At 69.0% G+C, this 15,605-nt stretch carries 16 protein-coding genes; 10 read left to right on the top strand and 6 right to left on the bottom strand.

Annotated elements, in window-relative coordinates; translation table 11 throughout:
• Positions 1 to 167: 167 nt before the first annotated feature.
• Positions 168 to 581 (top strand): secondary thiamine-phosphate synthase enzyme YjbQ, encoded by a 414-nt coding sequence (locus VD972_RS02145; RefSeq protein ID WP_324979970.1) that lies wholly within the window; start codon positions 168 to 170, stop codon positions 579 to 581.
• Between the two features lie 6 nt (positions 582 to 587).
• Here VD972_RS02145 and VD972_RS02140 read toward each other — a convergent pair whose 3' ends face one another.
• A complete protein-coding gene (locus VD972_RS02140) occupies positions 588 to 2,042 on the bottom strand; it encodes a sigma-54 dependent transcriptional regulator (RefSeq protein ID WP_324979967.1) in 1,455 nt (484 codons plus the stop codon).
• On the bottom strand, positions 2,035 to 3,372 hold the full coding sequence (locus VD972_RS02135; protein ID WP_324979964.1) for a HAMP domain-containing sensor histidine kinase: 1,338 nt from the start codon (positions 3,370 to 3,372) through the stop codon (positions 2,035 to 2,037). Before VD972_RS02135 ends, VD972_RS02140 begins: the two co-directional genes overlap by 8 nt.
• 509 nt (positions 3,373 to 3,881) lie before the next feature.
• On the opposite strand from VD972_RS02135, the gene VD972_RS02130 reads away from it, so the two are divergent.
• From VD972_RS02130 to VD972_RS02110, 5 genes are read left to right on the top strand one after another with little or no spacing between them, the layout of a single operon-like run.
• On the top strand, positions 3,882 to 4,943 hold the full coding sequence (locus VD972_RS02130) for an HlyD family secretion protein (protein ID WP_324979961.1): 1,062 nt from the start codon (positions 3,882 to 3,884) through the stop codon (positions 4,941 to 4,943).
• Entirely contained in the window at positions 4,940 to 5,686 is a 747-nt protein-coding gene (locus VD972_RS02125; RefSeq protein WP_324979958.1) for an ABC transporter ATP-binding protein, read from the top strand. The genes VD972_RS02130 and VD972_RS02125 overlap by 4 nt, the downstream gene beginning before the upstream one ends.
• Positions 5,683 to 6,615, top strand: coding sequence for an ABC transporter ATP-binding protein (locus VD972_RS02120; protein WP_324979953.1), 933 nt, complete (start codon positions 5,683 to 5,685; stop codon positions 6,613 to 6,615). The genes VD972_RS02125 and VD972_RS02120 overlap by 4 nt, the downstream gene beginning before the upstream one ends.
• 6 nt (positions 6,616 to 6,621) lie before the next feature.
• A complete protein-coding gene (locus VD972_RS02115) occupies positions 6,622 to 7,758 on the top strand; it encodes an ABC transporter permease (RefSeq protein ID WP_324979950.1) in 1,137 nt (378 codons plus the stop codon).
• 15 nt (positions 7,759 to 7,773) lie between these two features.
• Positions 7,774 to 8,910 carry an ABC transporter permease gene (locus tag VD972_RS02110; RefSeq protein ID WP_324979947.1) on the top strand — a complete coding sequence of 379 codons (1,137 nt, stop codon included), beginning with the start codon at positions 7,774 to 7,776 and terminating at the stop codon, positions 8,908 to 8,910.
• Between the two features lie 27 nt (positions 8,911 to 8,937).
• Here the strand turns inward: VD972_RS02110 and VD972_RS02105 are convergent, their stop codons facing one another.
• A complete protein-coding gene (locus tag VD972_RS02105; protein ID WP_324979945.1) occupies positions 8,938 to 9,120 on the bottom strand; it encodes a hypothetical protein in 183 nt (60 codons plus the stop codon).
• Between the two features lie 348 nt (positions 9,121 to 9,468).
• Between VD972_RS02105 and VD972_RS02100 the strand changes: the two genes are divergently transcribed.
• Both VD972_RS02100 and VD972_RS02095 read left to right on the top strand, forming a co-directional pair.
• The gene (locus tag VD972_RS02100) at positions 9,469 to 11,034 is read left to right on the top strand and encodes a Tox-REase-5 domain-containing protein (protein WP_324979942.1); all 1,566 of its coding nucleotides are present in this window, start codon (positions 9,469 to 9,471) and stop codon (positions 11,032 to 11,034) included.
• A 12-nt stretch (positions 11,035 to 11,046) separates the two neighbouring features.
• The gene (locus VD972_RS02095) at positions 11,047 to 11,784 is read left to right on the top strand and encodes an Imm52 family immunity protein (RefSeq protein ID WP_324979939.1); all 738 of its coding nucleotides are present in this window, start codon (positions 11,047 to 11,049) and stop codon (positions 11,782 to 11,784) included.
• A gap of 31 nt (positions 11,785 to 11,815) precedes the next feature.
• Here the strand turns inward: VD972_RS02095 and VD972_RS02090 are convergent, their stop codons facing one another.
• On the bottom strand, positions 11,816 to 12,055 hold the full coding sequence (locus VD972_RS02090) for a hypothetical protein (RefSeq protein ID WP_324979936.1): 240 nt from the start codon (positions 12,053 to 12,055) through the stop codon (positions 11,816 to 11,818).
• Between the two features lie 11 nt (positions 12,056 to 12,066).
• Between VD972_RS02090 and VD972_RS02085 the strand changes: the two genes are divergently transcribed.
• Positions 12,067 to 12,351 carry a hypothetical protein gene (locus VD972_RS02085; RefSeq protein ID WP_324979934.1) on the top strand — a complete coding sequence of 95 codons (285 nt, stop codon included), beginning with the start codon at positions 12,067 to 12,069 and terminating at the stop codon, positions 12,349 to 12,351.
• 4 nt (positions 12,352 to 12,355) lie between these two features.
• On the opposite strand, the gene VD972_RS02080 is transcribed toward VD972_RS02085, so the two are convergent.
• On the bottom strand, positions 12,356 to 13,249 hold the full coding sequence (locus VD972_RS02080) for a 1,4-dihydroxy-2-naphthoyl-CoA synthase (protein WP_324979931.1): 894 nt from the start codon (positions 13,247 to 13,249) through the stop codon (positions 12,356 to 12,358).
• 15 nt (positions 13,250 to 13,264) lie between these two features.
• Complete coding sequence (gor, locus tag VD972_RS02075) at positions 13,265 to 14,620, bottom strand: glutathione-disulfide reductase (RefSeq protein ID WP_324979928.1); 1,356 nt, start codon at positions 14,618 to 14,620, stop codon at positions 13,265 to 13,267.
• A gap of 142 nt (positions 14,621 to 14,762) precedes the next feature.
• On the opposite strand from gor, the gene VD972_RS02070 reads away from it, so the two are divergent.
• A partial coding sequence (locus tag VD972_RS02070) for a PHB depolymerase family esterase (protein ID WP_324979926.1) occupies positions 14,763 to 15,605 on the top strand: 843 nt, incomplete at its 3' end.

Raw genomic sequence — 15,605 nt, 5'->3', positions numbered from 1 at the left:
CCTCCCCTTCCAGGCCGCCGAGCACCTGCGCGACCTGCTGGTGGAGGCAGGGCTGAACGTGGAGTTCCTACCTTTTGACGGGGCCCACACCCTCGTCCCCGAGGAGCTTCGGCGGCTGGCGGACTTCCTCGTGGAGCGGCTGGAAGCCCCCTGAGAAGGAGCGTGCCGTGTACCACGCGCGGGAGCTGACAGTGTCCACCCGGGGGCGTGGGTTCCATGACATCACCTCTGAGGTGCAGCGCGCCGTGAAGGAGAGCGGCATCCGTCAAGGCCTGTGCACGGTGTTCCTCCACCACACCAGCGCGTCCCTCCTCCTCTGCGAGAACGCGGACCCGGATGTTCGCCGGGATCTCGAGGCCTTCTTCGCCCGGCTGGTGAAGGATGGAGACACCCTGTTCCAGCACGACGCCGAGGGCCCCGACGATATGCCGGCGCACGTGCGCACGGTGCTGACGCAGAGCTCTCTGTCCATTCCCATCCAGGACGGCGCGGCGGATCTGGGCACGTGGCAGGGCCTCTACGTGTGGGAGCACCGGACCTCGCCCCATCGGCGCCGTGTCACCGTCTCCGTGCTGGGCTGACCTCGCTCACTCGCTCGGCGCGTCCTCTCCCGGAGAAGCCGGTGGCGCATCCATGCCGTACTTGCGCAGCTTGTCGTGCAGCGTCGCGCGGCCAATGCCGAGCCGCCGCGCGGCCTCGCTGCGGTTGCCCGCAGACAGCCGCAGCGCATCCAGGATGAGCCCGCGCTCGTAAGCCTCCACACGCCCCTTGAGCCCCAGGCCCACCGGGCCCGCCTGCGCTCGGGCCTGCTCCTCGACGATGGGCCCTGCCGCCGTCGCTCCTGCAGTTGCCGGCGCGGAGGACGGCGCCGGAAGCAGCTCCAGGTCCAGCTCCCCCTCGTTCGAGAGCGCCACCAGGCTCTCCAAGGTGTTCTCCAGCTCGCGCACGTTGCCCGGCCAGGGCCACGCGAGCAGCCGCTCGAAGAACCCCGGAGGCACCTTCAGCGGCCCTGTGTGGAACCGGTCGCTGAAGCGATCCAGGAACATGCGCGCCAGCACCGGAATGTCCTCGGGGCGCTCGCGCAGGGGTGGCACGCGCAGCTGCACCACGTTGAGCCGGTAGTACAGGTCCTCGCGGAACCGCCCTTCCGAGGCCAGCTTCCGCAGATCCCGGTGCGTGGCGGCGATGATGCGCACGTCCACCTTCAACGCCCGATCCTCCCCCACCGGCCGCACCTCGCCTTCCTGGAGCACCCGCAATAGCTTCGCCTGCAGCGGCAGCGCCAGCTCCCCCACCTCGTCCAGCAGCAGCGTGCCCCCGTCCGCCTCGCGGAACAGCCCTTGCCGATCCCGGTGCGCTCCCGTGAAGGCTCCCCGGGCGTGCCCGAACAGCTCCGCCTCCGCCAGCTCCTGGGTGAGCGCGGCACAGTTGAAGCGCAGGTAGGGCCGAGCCGCGCGGGGCGACGCCCTCACCAGCGCCTCCGCCACCCGCTCCTTGCCCGTGCCGCTCTCTCCGGCGATGAGCACCGTGACGTCTCGCGGCCCTGCTCGCTGGACGAGCTGCGCCAGCCGGCTCATGGCCTCCGAGACGAACACCAGCGAGCGCGACAGGTTCAGCTCTCCCGCCAGCCGCTCGTTGTCGTGCCGCAGCCGCACCGCCTCGAGCGCGCGGCCCACCACCGCCAGCAGCTCATCCACATCGAAGGGCTTGCGGAAGTAGTCGTACGCCCCCGCCTTCATCGCCTCCACCGCGTAGCGCTCCGAGCCGTGCGCGGTGATGACGATGACCCGCGGCGGATGGGGCAGCTTCTGCAGCCGCCGCACCAGCTCCAGCCCGTCCATTCGCGGCATCCGCAGATCGGTGATCACCAGCTCGCAGGGGTGCGCTGACAGCCGCTCCAGGGCGATCTCGCCGTCCGCCGCCTCGTCCACCTCCACGCCCGAGAGACTCGCCAGCGTCTCTCGCAGCGTGTAGCGCACACCCGCGTCGTCATCCACGACCAGGATCCGTGGGTGGGCCCCCTCCGCAGGACTCCTAGGCATGAGCCACCTCTCGCACGGGCCCCAGGACACCCGCGGGCAGCTCCCGCGGAAGCAGCAGCTCCGCCACGCACCCACCTTGCGGCCCGCCCCCCAGCGTCACCTCGCCCCCATGCTGCCGGGCCAGCGCGCGCGCCACGGTCAGCCCCAGCCCGGAGCCCCGGGCCTTGGTGGTGACCCCCGCCTCGAAGGCTCGCCCCGCCAGCTCTTGGGAGAGCCCTGGCCCCTCATCTCGCACGGAGACCCGCGCGTCGCCCGACGGCGTGGTCTCCACCCTCACCGTCACCCGGCTGCCCCGAGGGCTCGCCTCGAGAGCGTTGTGCAGCAGGTTCATGAGTACCTGCTTCACCTTGCGCGGATCGCACGCCGCCATCACGGGCCCCGAGCCCATCCGCTCGAGCTGCACACCGTGCTCACCCGCCAGGCCCTCGTGCAGCATCAGCGCCTCATCGCACAGCGCCACCAGATCCACGGCGCTCACCGCCAGCGGCACCAGGGGCCTGGAGAAGTTGAGGAACTCCTCCAGGATACCCTGCATGCGCGCCACCTCCGCCGTCAGCACCTGCAGGCGCTCGGCCGACTGGGCCCGTCCAGGCTCACGCGCCATGAGCTGGGTGAGCCCCTTCACCGTGGCCAGCGGGTTCTTCAGCTCGTGAGCAATCTCGGCGGAGAGGGCCTCCAGCTCTCGCGCATGGGCACGGTGCACGGCCAGCAGCTCGTCTCGGTGGGCCAGCGCCTCGGCGAGCATGTTGTCGAAGGTGCGACGCAGCGCAGCGCCGATGAAAGTCGCCCCCATGCACAGCAACCCCAGCACCGTGACACCGACCCCGAGCAGCACGGGCGGGGGCGAGCCCAGGTAGGGCAGCGGCAGCCCGGGCAGCCACCCGCTGAGCTGAGCCACGGCCATGGCCGTGAGCGCCACCAGCCCCGCCCCGAGCAGCCACCAGCGCTGCCGCTGCCCTTGGGAGGCCATGCTGCCCATGAAGACCACCGGGAGGAGCGTGGGCAGGACCGGGCTCGTGATTCCTCCCGTCCCCAGCACCATGCTCTGCTGGATGAGCAGGCCCACCCAGATGTTGAGCGGGATGCTGCGCGCGGTGAAGCCCTCGCGGGCATAGCGGCGTGCCTCGTAGAGGGAGAACCCGCCTGCGCAGAGCACCACCAGGCCCACCCACACCTGCCTCCAAGGCACGGGGTCCAGCAGGGTGGCCCCCAGCGCCAGCAGCGCGATGACCACGCCCACGCGCAGGCGCATTCGCACCATGCGCCCGAAGGTCCGCCCCAGGTGTTTGATCTGGATGTCGTCGAAGTTGCGCAGCGTCTGCGAGTACACGACACCCTCCGCTCTCGGCCTGGAGCGTTTCATGGCACGCCCGTGTGGCCTCCTTCAATGGCGCGCAGCGACACACCCTTCGCTGTGCGACGCTTCCGGGAACCCCTGACCGTCTCGCGGGTGCCCGAGGAGGGGGGTGCGGACGACGGGGCCCCAGGAGGCTCCGCAGGCCGCCTCACTGCGGAGCCCCTGCGGGGGTGGCCCTTCCGAGGGACGCTGAAGGGCGAATAGACGTACAGGAGCAGGCTGAACATGGAGCCTCTGCCGGAGATGAGGCACGGGATGTGCCAGCACCTCAGGAGAGCAATGGCGGTGCCACGGGCTCTCCCTCGAAGAGAGGAGCGAGGAGCCGTCGGGATCCCGGACGGAGGTGCCGGATCTCCGGCAGGGGCCCCGCGCGAACCCCCGGCGGCCGCTCTCCGTCCTCCTTCCCAGAGCGCCACCGGCATGTCCCTTGCTGTCGCTCTCCTCGAGCCCAGGCCCCACCCGCCGAGGCCAGAGGAGGGAGCATGCGCCGCGCTGTCGTGCTGTTCATCGTCCTGGTCGTCCTGCTGGGCACCCTGCTGGGCCTGAGGCTGGTGCGCGACCGGCGTGCGGCGGAAGGCCCACCGGGTGGCTCGGGCGTGGTGGAGGGCACCGTCGTGGACGTCCGCTCCCGGCTCAATGCGCGCGTGGTCTCGCTCCACGTGGAGGAGGGCTCCCGCGTGGAGAAGGGTGCGCTCCTCGCCACCCTGGAGTGCGCGGAGCCGGAGGCCCTGCTCGCCGAGGCGGAGGCACGGCTGGAGATGACTCGCGCCCAGGCCCACGCCGCCGAAGCCTCTGCGCTGGCCTCCCTCCGAACGAGCGAGGCCGTCGCCGCGCAGGCCGATGGCACCCAGGCTCAGATCGAGTCGCTCGCCGCGCAGCACGGCCTCGCTGCCCGCCACGCCGAGCGCATGGAGCTGATGGGAGACGCCGTCACCGTCGCCGCCCGTGATCAGGCGCGAGCCCAGGCAGAGGCGCTGAGCCAGCAGCTGGCCGCCTCCCGGCACTCGAACTCCGCCGCAAGCCGCCAGGCGCGCGCCGCCACCGAGCAGCAGCGGGCGAGCCATGAGCAGGCCCTGGCCGCCGCCCAGGCCGTCCAGGCCGCCGAGGCCTCCGTGCGTCGCTCGCGCCTCTCCGTGGCCGAGTGCGAGCTGCGCGCACCGCTCTCGGGAGCCGTGGAGACCCTCGCGCTGGACGTGGGCGAGCTGGCCCTGCCCGGAACGGTGCTCGCGCGGCTGGTGGACACGAGCAACCCTCGCGCCACCTTCTATCTGCCGAACGCGGAGCTGTCCTCCGTCCGCTCCGGCGAGCCCTCCACCGTGCGCGCGGATGCGTACCCCGATCGCACCTTCCCTGCCCGCGTCATCACCGTGGCGCCCAAGGCCGAGTTCACCCCGCGCAACGTGCAGACGCGCACCGATCGCGATCGCCTCGTCTACCCCGTTGAGGTCCGCATTGAGGATCCCGAGGGGCTGTTGCTCCCCGGCATGCCGGTGGAGATCACCCTCTCGGAGCGCTCAACGGCGGTAGCGGAGCGACGGCCATGAGCACGCCCGAGGTGGAGCTGGAGCTGTCCGGCGTGCGTCGCAGCTTTGGCGCCACCCAGGCCCTGCGCGGAGTGTCCCTGCGGGTGCCCCGCGGCGAGGTCTACGGGCTGGTGGGCCCGGACGGCGCGGGCAAGACGACAGCCATCCGCATGCTGGCGGGCCTGATGCGCCCGGATGAGGGCCGCGTGCTTGTCCTGGGAGCGGATCCCGCTCACCCGCGCAGCCCGGTGCGCGAGCAGCTCGGGCTGGTGCCCCAGCGCAACAGCCTCTATGGCGACCTGAGCGTGGACGAGAACCTGCGCTTCTTCGCGCGCCTGTTCGACCTGTCCTCCGGGGACTTCCAGGCGCGGCGCGAGCGCCTGCTCTCCATCACCCGGCTGGAGCGCTTCACGGACCGGCGGGCGGACGCACTCTCCGGGGGCATGTACAAGAAGCTGGCGCTGGCGTGCGCGCTGCTGCACCGGCCGCGCGTGCTGCTGCTGGACGAGCCCACCAACGGTGTGGATCCGGTGAGCCGCCGCGAGCTGTGGGAGCTGCTCTACGGGCTGGTGCACGAGGGCATGACGCTTGTGGTGTCCACGCCGTACATGGACGAGGCAGCGCGCTGCCACCGCGTAGGCCTGCTGTACTCGGGTGAGGTGATCGCCGAGGGTGCGCCGCGCGAGCTGGCCCGGGAGCATGGCGTGGCCCCCGGCAACTTCGAGGCGGTGTTCCTGGAGCTCATCCGCGGGAGGGCCGCATGAGCGCCATCGAGGTGGAGCACCTGTCGCGCCGCTTCGGCGGCTTCACCGCGGTGAGCGACGTGAGCTTCTCCGTGGAGGCGGGGGAGATCTTCGGCTACCTGGGGGCCAACGGCGCCGGCAAGTCCACCACCATCCGCATGCTGTGTGGGCTGCTGAAGCCCTCGGGAGGCCACGCGCGGGTGGCGGGCTTCGACGTGGCGAGCGAGCCCGAGCGCGTCAAGGGCGGCATCGGCTACATGTCCCAGCGCTTCTCGCTCTACCTGGACCTGAGTGTGCGGGACAACCTGGAGTTCTTCGCCTCGGCCTACGGGGCGCAGGGCGCCCCCTTGCACGCGCGCATCGACGAGATGCTGGAGCGGATGCAGCTGGCGCCCGTGCAGAATGAGGTGACGGGGAAGCTGCCCGGTGGCCTCCAGCAGCGCGTGGCGCTGGCGAGCGCCGTGCTACACCGCCCGCGCATCGTCTTCCTGGACGAGCCCACCGCGGGAGTGGACCCGCTGCAGCGGCGCGGCTTCTGGCAGCTCATCCGCGAGCTGTCCGCGCAGGGCACCACCGTCTTCGTCACCACCCACTATATGGATGAGGCGGAGTACTGCGCGCGCATCGGCATCATGGTGGACGGGCAGCTGGTGGCGCTGGACACACCGGAAGGGCTCAAGCGGACGCACGCACCGGGGCGGGTGCTGGAGGTGCGAGGTCCAGGCCTGTCGCGAGCGCTCGAGGGATTGCAGAGCGAGCCGGGAGTGCTGGACGTGAGCCGCTTCGGAGCCGGAGCCACCGTGCGGGTGGATCCAGCGCGCATGCCCGCGGAGACGCTCGCGCGCCTGCTGCGAGCACGGGGAGTGGAGCCGCTGGAGTTGGAGGAGGCCGCACCCACGCTCGATGACGTCTTCCTGGCCCTCACCTCGTCCGCAGGCAGGAAGGAGTGACGCGCCATGGACGCCTCCGTCCTCCGCCGCACTCTGAGCCGCACCCTCGCCATGGCAGGCAAGGAGGTGCAGCACATCCGCCGCGACGTGCGCACCCTGTACCTGGCCCTCGCAATGCCCGTGCTGATGCTGGTGCTGTTCGGCTTTGGCATCAGCTTCGACGTGGACCATCTGGAGCTGGCGGTGGTGGATCAGGATCGAAGCGAGGCCTCGCGCGAGCTGGTCCGTCACTTCACCGCGGCCCACGAGTTCACCGTCGTCCAGGAAGCCCCCTCTCCCGAAGAGGCGATAGGGGCCCTGCGGCAAGGACGCGCGGTAGCGGTGCTGGTGGTGCCGCGTGGCTTCTCCCGCGATGTGGCGCGCGGCAGTGCCCAGGTGCAGTTCCTGCTGGACGGAGCGGACGGCAACACGGCGACCCAGGCGCTCGGGAAGGCGCAGGCCCTGGCGCAGGCGGCGTCCCAGCGGTTCGGGCCTCCGGGCCTGTCCCTGCCCGCCCCACCGCTGGAGGTGCGGGTGCGCACGCTGTTCAACCCGACGGGGAAGTCGGCGCTGTACCTGGTGCCGGGCCTGGCGTCGTACCTGCTGGCCATTGTCGCGGTGCTCATCACCGCGCTCACCGTGGCGCGCGAGTGGGAGCGCGGCTCCATGGAGCAGCTCTTCGCCACGCCGGTAGGCCGGCTGGAGATCGTCGTGGGCAAGCTGCTGCCCTACCTGGGGATCGGGCTGCTGCAGGTGCTGCTGGTGCTCACCGTGGGCGCGTGGGTGTTCGGCGTGCCAGTGCGCGGCAACCTGGGGACGCTGGGGCTGGCCGCGCTGCTGTTCCTCATCGGCATGCTGGGCCAGGGGTTGTTGATCTCCGTGGTGACACGCAACCAGGTGGTGGCCACGCAGCTGGCCACGATGACGTCCGTGCTGCCCTCCATGCTGCTGTCGGGCTTCATCTTCCCCATCGAGAACCTGCCGCTGCTCCTGCGGCTGCTCAGCACGTTGATCCCCGCGCGCTACTTCGTGGACACGCTGCGCGGCGTGCTGCTGCGCGGCAACGGCTTTGCCGAGCTGTGGCCGCAGCTCGTGGCACTGACACTCTTCGCGGCGCTGATGCTGGCGGCCGCCATGGGCCGCTTCCAGCGGCGGCTGGACTGAAAGGAGGACCGAGCCATGCACCCACTCCTGGTGCAGTACCGTGCGGTGGTGGTGAAGGAGGTGAGGCAGACGGTGCGCGACAAGCGCGTGCTGGCGCTGCTCACCGTCGCGCCCCTGATTCAGCTCTTCGTCCTGGGCTTCGCCGTCAACTTCGACGTGCGCCACGTGCCCACCGCCGTGGTGGATCGAGACCGCTCCCAGGAGAGCCGTGCGCACTCGAGCAGCCTGCTCGCCAGCGACACGCTGGAGCTCACGGCAGAGCCTCTGGACGAGCGCGCCGCCGAGCAGCTCCTGGAGAACGGCGAGGCCGCGGTGGCGCTGGTGTTTCCCCCGGACTTCCAGCGCAACCTGCTGCGCGGAGAGCGCGCGCAGGTGCAGGCGCTGGTGGATGGCTCGGATCCCGTGCGCTCTGCGGCGGCGGCCAACGCCGTGGCCCTGCATGCGGCAGAGCGGTCAGTGCAGCGCATGCGGGAGCAGGCCCAGGCGCGCGGAGAGGCTCCACCGAGCCCCCCGGTGGAGCTGGTGCCGCGGGTGCTCTACAACCCGACGCTGTCCACAGCCGTGTACGTGGTGCCCGGCATCATGGCCATGCTGCTGCTCATCGTCACCACGGTGACGATGTCCATGGGCCTGGCCCGCGAGCGCGAGAGCGGCACGCTGGAGCAGCTCCAGGTGACGCCGCTGCGGCCGGGAGTGCTCATGGTGGGCAAGGTGACGCCGTTCGTCGTCATCGGGCTGGTGGACGTGGGGCTGGCGCTCGCGGTGGGAGCGTGGGTGTTCGGGGTACCGCTCCGAGGGAACCTGTGGCTGGTGGCGGGCGCGACGCTGCTGTACGTCATGTCCACGCTGGGCGTGGGGCTGCTCATCGCCACGCTCAGCCGCACGCAGCAGCAGGCCTTCGTGGGGGGCTTCCTCTTCCTCCTGCCGGCGGTGCTGCTGTCCGGCGTGCTCACGCCCCTGCGCGCCATGCCGGACTGGCTGGCGTGGCTCACCTGGCTCAACCCGGTGCGCTACTACGTAGAGGTGCTGCGCGGGGTGCTCCTCAAGGGCGCCAGCCTCGCGGACCTCTGGCGCCAGCTGCTGCTGCTGGCCCTCTTCGGCGCGGCCGTGCTGACCGTGGCCTCGCGGCGCTTCCACAAGACCGCAGCGTGAGGCGCTGCACCGACACAGGGCCAGCGGCTACTTGGGCGGCTCAGGCGGCGGATCGAGGATCCGCACAGTGCCTATCACCGGGTGGTAGGCCGGGCCGAAGATCGTGTTGATGTAGGCCTTCGCGGCGACTCGGATCCGCGAGTACTGCGATGAGAGCAGGCTTGCCAACTCGACGCTCGGGGCCCACCTCAGTGGGCAGGAAATGCGCATGGCAACTCCTCGGGAGAAGAAAGGGCCGGCGGAGGAAGGGGTTCTTCGAAACACCCCGCCGCCAGACTCCTCAAGGGAGAGCAAGCCACGTGCCGCCAGGTTCGCAGAGTGGGACGCGGCCTCTTCGGTGGCAAGGTCTGCCGACCCCAGCAATGATTGCAGGTAGCACCCGGCAAGGTTTGCCACTCTGCCGAGGACGCCGCTGCCAGCGCGGACTCCTGCGGGCAGCAGGTCCAGCTGATGGAGTGGTACGTGCTCACCGAGCACTGGCCCAGCAGGTTGTAGCTCTCGCGGTACTCTGCGGCTTTAGTCCTTCTCTCGGCTCACGTCGTTTGAAAGAGATAGCCCATGGCGATCAAGTCCTCCTCCGTCCTCAGCTGCGATGCGCGGCACGGGTGCCCTGCCATGGCCACGAGCCTGCTCGCCGTACTCTTGCTGGGACTCTTCTCCTGCACCACACCGCTCCCGGGCACCTACGCGATCAACGCCCGGCGCGGAGACGCTCCTGGCAAGCGTTCCGGCTCCCGGGATACGTTGGGTCCCATTCAGTCGTCTGTCATGGATGTGGACTACTTCCAGGGCTTGATGGTGCGAGCGGGTGTACCGCCGCATGCGCTCCCCAAGGACGGTCACCGCATCACCCAGGATGAAGCCTTGCAGCTGCTCTCCTGGTTGCTGTCGGCTGACGTGAAGATGCGGGACTTCGGCCCCTGGCGCATGGCCTCACACCTGCTGTGGGAAGTTGTCACGGGCGAGGAGACCGTCTCCCGCCGGGAACTGTACGAGCGCATGCACCGGTTTGCTTCTCTGCTGGTGCTGCGCCCGGATGGTTACCTCGTGCTCGCCACCACCGGCGAGGCCCTGCAATACGTCGACACGGTACGCTTGGAGGACGGGGCCCTGCGCTCCGAGGGCTTCGAGGTCGGGCCTTTCTACACGGTGGTGCAGCGACGCTTCCTCTACTCGGTGGATGGCTCGCTGACACGCCATCCAGATGCACGCGTAGCCGGTATCTTCAATCCGGATGACGAGGTGCTGGGACCGGCGGTCGAGGGCGCCGGACTGGCCGTGGCCGACACCGTCACCGGCATCGTCTCCCTGGTGCTTCACCCTGGCGAGAGCCTGGAGGGGCTGGCTCAGTTGCCTTCGTCGGTGCATGCCCTGATCGAAAACTCTCCCGAGTCCTGGGAGCACTTCCGCTCCATTCCCAGCGGAGAGCAGGTGCGCGACGTGTCACGCCTGCTCACCAACGTGCTTATCACCTGCGGCACGGCGGGAGCGGGCAGCGCGCGAGCGGCTTCTGCGGTCGGCCGGTTCAGCCGGCTGGGTGTGCCCGTGCTCACCCTGTCCGCCGAGGGAACTCTGGCCGTGAGCCGGGTGGCTGTTCCTGCCCAGTCCCTGGTGACGGCTGTCAGCACGGGAACAGGAGCCCTCCTCATCCTCCACATGTCCGCTCGGGGCACGGGCAGCGGGAGCGGCGACTCGGGAAGCAAGCGATGGACTCCTCCTATGGGCGGGCCCGGCAAATGGGTGCGCAAGGGCGAGGGCATGAAGCCTGGGGCTCGCAAGTACCAGAGTCAGGTCGCAGGCGCTCCGGAGGGGTGGGTCTATAGAGTCGAGCGTGCAGGAGAGAAGTACGACTTCGACGGTTTCAAGGACGGTACCCTGGTGGACGGCAAGGGACCCAACTACGACAACAAGTTCCTCGATACCCTGGAACCCCAACCCTGGTTCAAGGAGACGGGCGCACGAGAATTGCTCAGCAACGCCGACCGGCAGCGACGCGTAGCGAAGGGTATACCCATCCTGTGGCATGTCGCAGAGTCCAAGGCAGCACGGGCCATCCGCAAACTGCTCCGAGACAATGAGTATCTTGATGCCATCGAGGTCATTCACACACCGATGCAGCCCTGAGGAACAGCCTGCATGATCGAGACCTATTACGCGGGAGCCTATTGGGGAGCACGCAAGGAATCCGCTGAGGAGTGCGCTCGCCGTGCTCAGACCTTTTTTGACATCATGGCGAGGCACGGCCCCCATCTCGCGCATTGGTTCAAGCCGCCGCACTCACGCAAACAAGCCTCTGTCCCCCTCCCATTGGATGCTCCCACGCTTCGAGAGCTCTTCTCTCAAGGGAGCACCCGCAACGACGAGGGCAGCCCCATCGAAGATCTCGGTTTCCGCATCTTCGCGGACAGTGGCCAATGGCCGGATACGCCGCCACGCGAGCTCGCGAGCCTTACTGTCAAATGTGGAGGCCATGCAGACTCCATGGGACCCAACGCCTCGGTACTGAACCTGCCATCCGCGGGAGACCCCTTGGAGCAACTCGTCAGTGCGCCCATGCTGGCGAACATCCTCCGCGCCATGGTCCTGGCGTGGGAGCCCGAAAGAGGTCTTGCCACTTCCCACGCTCACCGCGAGCTGGTGTCAGAGCGCGCCAAAGTGGGCACGTTCGTGGGATGGGTCATGTACTTCCCGCACCACCTCGGCCCGGTGCCGCCTCTGCCACCCCCGGTACACGTCGAGCCCCTTGTGGACAAGGGCTCGCTCGTCATCCTCACCCCCGAGCGCTTCACCGCAAGCAACCCCGAGCACGTCGCGCTGGCGGCTCGCGTCCATGAGACGCTGAGCCAGGCGGGATTGATGAACCCCCTCTCCTGAAACCCTGGCCGGGGCGAACCAGACCAACCTGTCAGACAAGCATACAGGTTCGGCCAGGGCGCGCCGCAGGTCCGCAGAGCACACCACTGCCTGTGAAGGACTCCTGCGGGCAGCAGGTCCAGGTGATGATGTGGTACGTGCTCGCCGAGCACTGGCCCAGCAGGTTGTAGCTCTCGCTGTACTCAGTGACCTGACAGGTGGCCAGCCCCAGCAGGTTCATCTGGTGCACGCAGTAGGCGAACTGCCGAGCAATTCCGGCAGGATGTGCCACGACTCCACCCCATGCGCCCATTCATCCTCGCGTCGCTCGTGTTCCTCTCCGGCTGCTGTCTGTCCACAGAGGAGTTTCATCAGCAAGTGGAGGAGGCCACCGCCTGCGCCCCAGGGGACACGTGTGTCCTCGCTGGTTCGGCTCAGTGCCTGTGTGGCCGGCCTGTCAACGCCTCCCGCGCCACGGAGATCAACGACTCCGCGCAGGAGGTCTGCTGCGGGGGCGCCCAGGTGGAGTGCGTCTCCTTCTCGAACCTGCGGTGCGAGAACGGCCAGTGCGTGGCCGACACGCGCTGAGGGCTCAGTACGTCCACGGGAAGCGCGAGAAGTTGCGCTTGCGCTTCTGGACGAAGGCGTCGCGGCCCTCCTGCGCCTCCTCGGTGCCGTAGGCCAGGCGCGTGGCCTCGCCGGCGAAGAGCTGCTGGCCCACCAGCCCGTCATCCGGGAGGTTGAAGCCGTACTTGAGCATCTTGATGGCCGTGGGGCTCTTGGTGTTGATCTCGGCGGCCCACTCCAGCGCGAAGTCCTCGAGCTGCGCGTGGGGCACCACCGCGTTCACCATGCCCATTTGGAAGGCCTCTTCGGCCGTGTAGTTGCGGCCAATGAAGAAGACCTCCCGGGCCCGCTTCTGGCCCACCTGCCGCGCCAGCAGCGCCGAGCCATACCCACTGTCGAAGCTGGCCACGTCCGGGTCCGTCTGCTTGAAGACGGCGTGCTCCTTGCTCGCCAGCGTCAGGTCGCACACCACGTGCAGGCTGTGCCCGCCGCCCACCGCCCAGCCCGGCACCACGGCGATGACCACCTTGGGCATGAAGCGGATCTGCCGCTGCACCTCGAGGATGTGCAGGCGCCCCAGGCGCGCAGGGTCCGCCTTGCCCTCGTCGCCCTCGTACTTGTAGCCATCCTTGCCGCGGATGCGCTGGTCCCCGCCCGAGCAGAACGCCCACCCGCCGTCCTTGGCCGAGGGCCCGTTGCCGGTGATGAGCACACAGCCCACGTCCGTCATGAAGCGGGTGGCGTCCAGCGCCGTGGCCAGCTCGTCCACCGTCTTCGGCCGGAAGGCGTTGCGCACCTCGGGCCGGTGGAAGGCGATGCGCACCGTGCCTTGATCCACCGCCCGGTGGAACGTGATGTCCTTGAACTTGAAGCCTTCGACTTCCTTCCAGCGGGCCGGGTTGAAGAGAGCAGAGACCATGGAGGAGAGGCTATATCACTGCCGCTTGTCCCGCATGGTGACGAACTCCTCGGCGGCCGTGGGGTGGATGCCCACCGTGGAGTCGAGCTGCTTCTTGGTGACACCGCACTTGAGCGCCACCGCCAGCCCCTGGACGATCTCCGGCGCGTCCACGCCCACCATGTGGAAGCCCAGCACCCGTCCGCTGGCGCGCTCGACGATGACCTTCATCATCGACCGCTCCTCCCGGCCGCTCAGCGTGTGCTTCATGGGCCGGAAGCTGGACACGTACACGTCCACCTCCGCGTACAGCTCGCGAGCCTCGCGCTCGCTGAGCCCCACCGTCCCTACCGGCGGCTGACTGAACACCGCGGACGGCACCCCCGAGTGGTCCATCCGCGTCGGGTTGTTGTTGAAGAGCGTCTCCGCCAGTGCCCGGCCCTCGGCGATGGCCACCGGCGTGAGGTTGAGGCGGTCCGTCACATCCCCCACCGCGTAGATGCTCTCCACGGAGGAGCGCGAGCCCTCGTCCACCACCACCGCGCCCCGTGCGTCCAGCTTCACCCCCAGCTCCTCCAGCCCCAGCCCCTTCGTGTGGGCGACACGTCCCGTGGCAAACATCACCGCGTCCGCCTCGAGCGTGTCCCCCATCCGCGTGAGCACGCTCAGCGTCCCGTCCGAGCGCTTCTCGATGTCGCGCACGAACACCTCGGAGCGGATGTCGATCCCCTTCTTGCGCAACTCCTGCGTGAGGAACGCGCGCACGTCGTCATCGAAGCCGCGCAGCAGCGTGTCGCCGCGGATGAGCATCGTCACCTTGACGCCCATGGCGTTGAAGATGCCCGCGAACTCCACCCCGATGTAGCCCCCGCCGACGATGATCACCCGGCGCGGCAGCTCCTTCAGGCTGAGCGCACCGTCCGAGGTGAGGACGTGCTCGATGCCGGGCAGCTCGGGGAGGAACGGGTGCGAGCCCGTGGACACGAGGAGGTGGGCCGCCGTGTAGCGCTGGCCGGCGACCTCCACCGTGTGAGGATCGACGATCCGCCCACGCCCCTCGATGAGCTGCACGCCCGAGTCCCGCAGCAGGCGCTTGTAGACGCCGTTGAGCCGCTCCAGCTCCTTGTCCTTGGCCGCCTGCAGCTTCTTCCAGTCGTGAGTGGGCTCCGGGACGGACCAGCCGAAGCCGGCCGCATCCTCGAAGTCGTGACGGAAGTGGGCGCCGTAGACGAGCAGCTTCTTGGGGACACAGCCGCGAAGGACACAGGTGCCCCCCACGCGGTCCTCCTCGCAGATGGCCACCCGAGCTCCGTACGAGCCGGCCCGGCGGCTGGAGGCCACACCGCCCGAACCTGCGCCAATCGTGAACAGCTCGAAGTCGTACTGAGGCATGCGCCTCCCCGCTCAGAGAGGCGCCACGGTAGGCCGGGTTCCACGGGCAGTACAGATCCACCAATACCCCTGGAATAAACGGCAAAACGACATTACCCTGAACCTGTAGTCCTGAATCACCCCTCATATTCCGGAGTGCGTCATGACGATCCCGAGAGTCCCGGTGAAGCTGCGATGGCTTGTGGCGGTGGCTGCTGTTGCGACGAGCTGTGGTGGGCCCGAAGAGTCCTGGGAGAGCCCTGAGGAGTCCGCCCTCACCACCCAGCGCGCGAGCCTGACGCAGGTAGCGAGCTTTGGCACCAACCCCGGCAACCTGACCATGTACAAGTACGTGCCGGCCGGGGTGCCCGCCAATGCGCCGCTGGTGGTGGCGCTGCACGGGTGTACGCAGACGGCCAGCGCCTACCAGGGGGCCGGGTGGAATGCCCTGGCGGACGTGCTGAAGTTCCACGTGCTCTACCCGGAGCAGAAGAGCGGCAATAACGCGAGCAGCTGCTTCAACTGGTTCGAGGTGGGGGACATCGCTCGCGGCCAGGGCGAGGCCCTCTCCATCAAGCAGATGGTGGACAAGATGAAGGCGGACCACTCCATTGACGCATCGCGCGTCTTCGTCACCGGCCTGTCCGCGGGCGCGGCGATGACTGGAGTCATGGCCGCCACGTACCCGGACGTCTTCGCCGGGGCGGCCGTCATGGCGGGCATCCCCTACAAGTGCGCGACCTCGATGACGAGTGCCTTCTCCTGCATGAGCCCGGGGGCGGACAAGACGCCTGCCCAGTGGGGTGACCTGGTGCGGGGCGCCTACTCGGGCTACAGCGGGCCCTGGCCGAAGGTCTCCCTCTGGCACGGCACCTCCGACTACACCGTGGCGACGATGAACCTCGCCGAGCAGATGCAGCAGTGGACGAACGTGCACGGCATCGACCAGACGGTGGACGTGAGCGAGACGGTGGCCGGCTTTCCGCACAAGGTCTACAAGGACAGC

Source organism: Hyalangium sp., from assembly GCF_035629615.1.
Taxonomy (GTDB): Bacteria; Myxococcota; Myxococcia; order Myxococcales; family Myxococcaceae; genus Hyalangium.
This window is presented reverse-complemented; position numbering and strand designations above follow the sequence as displayed.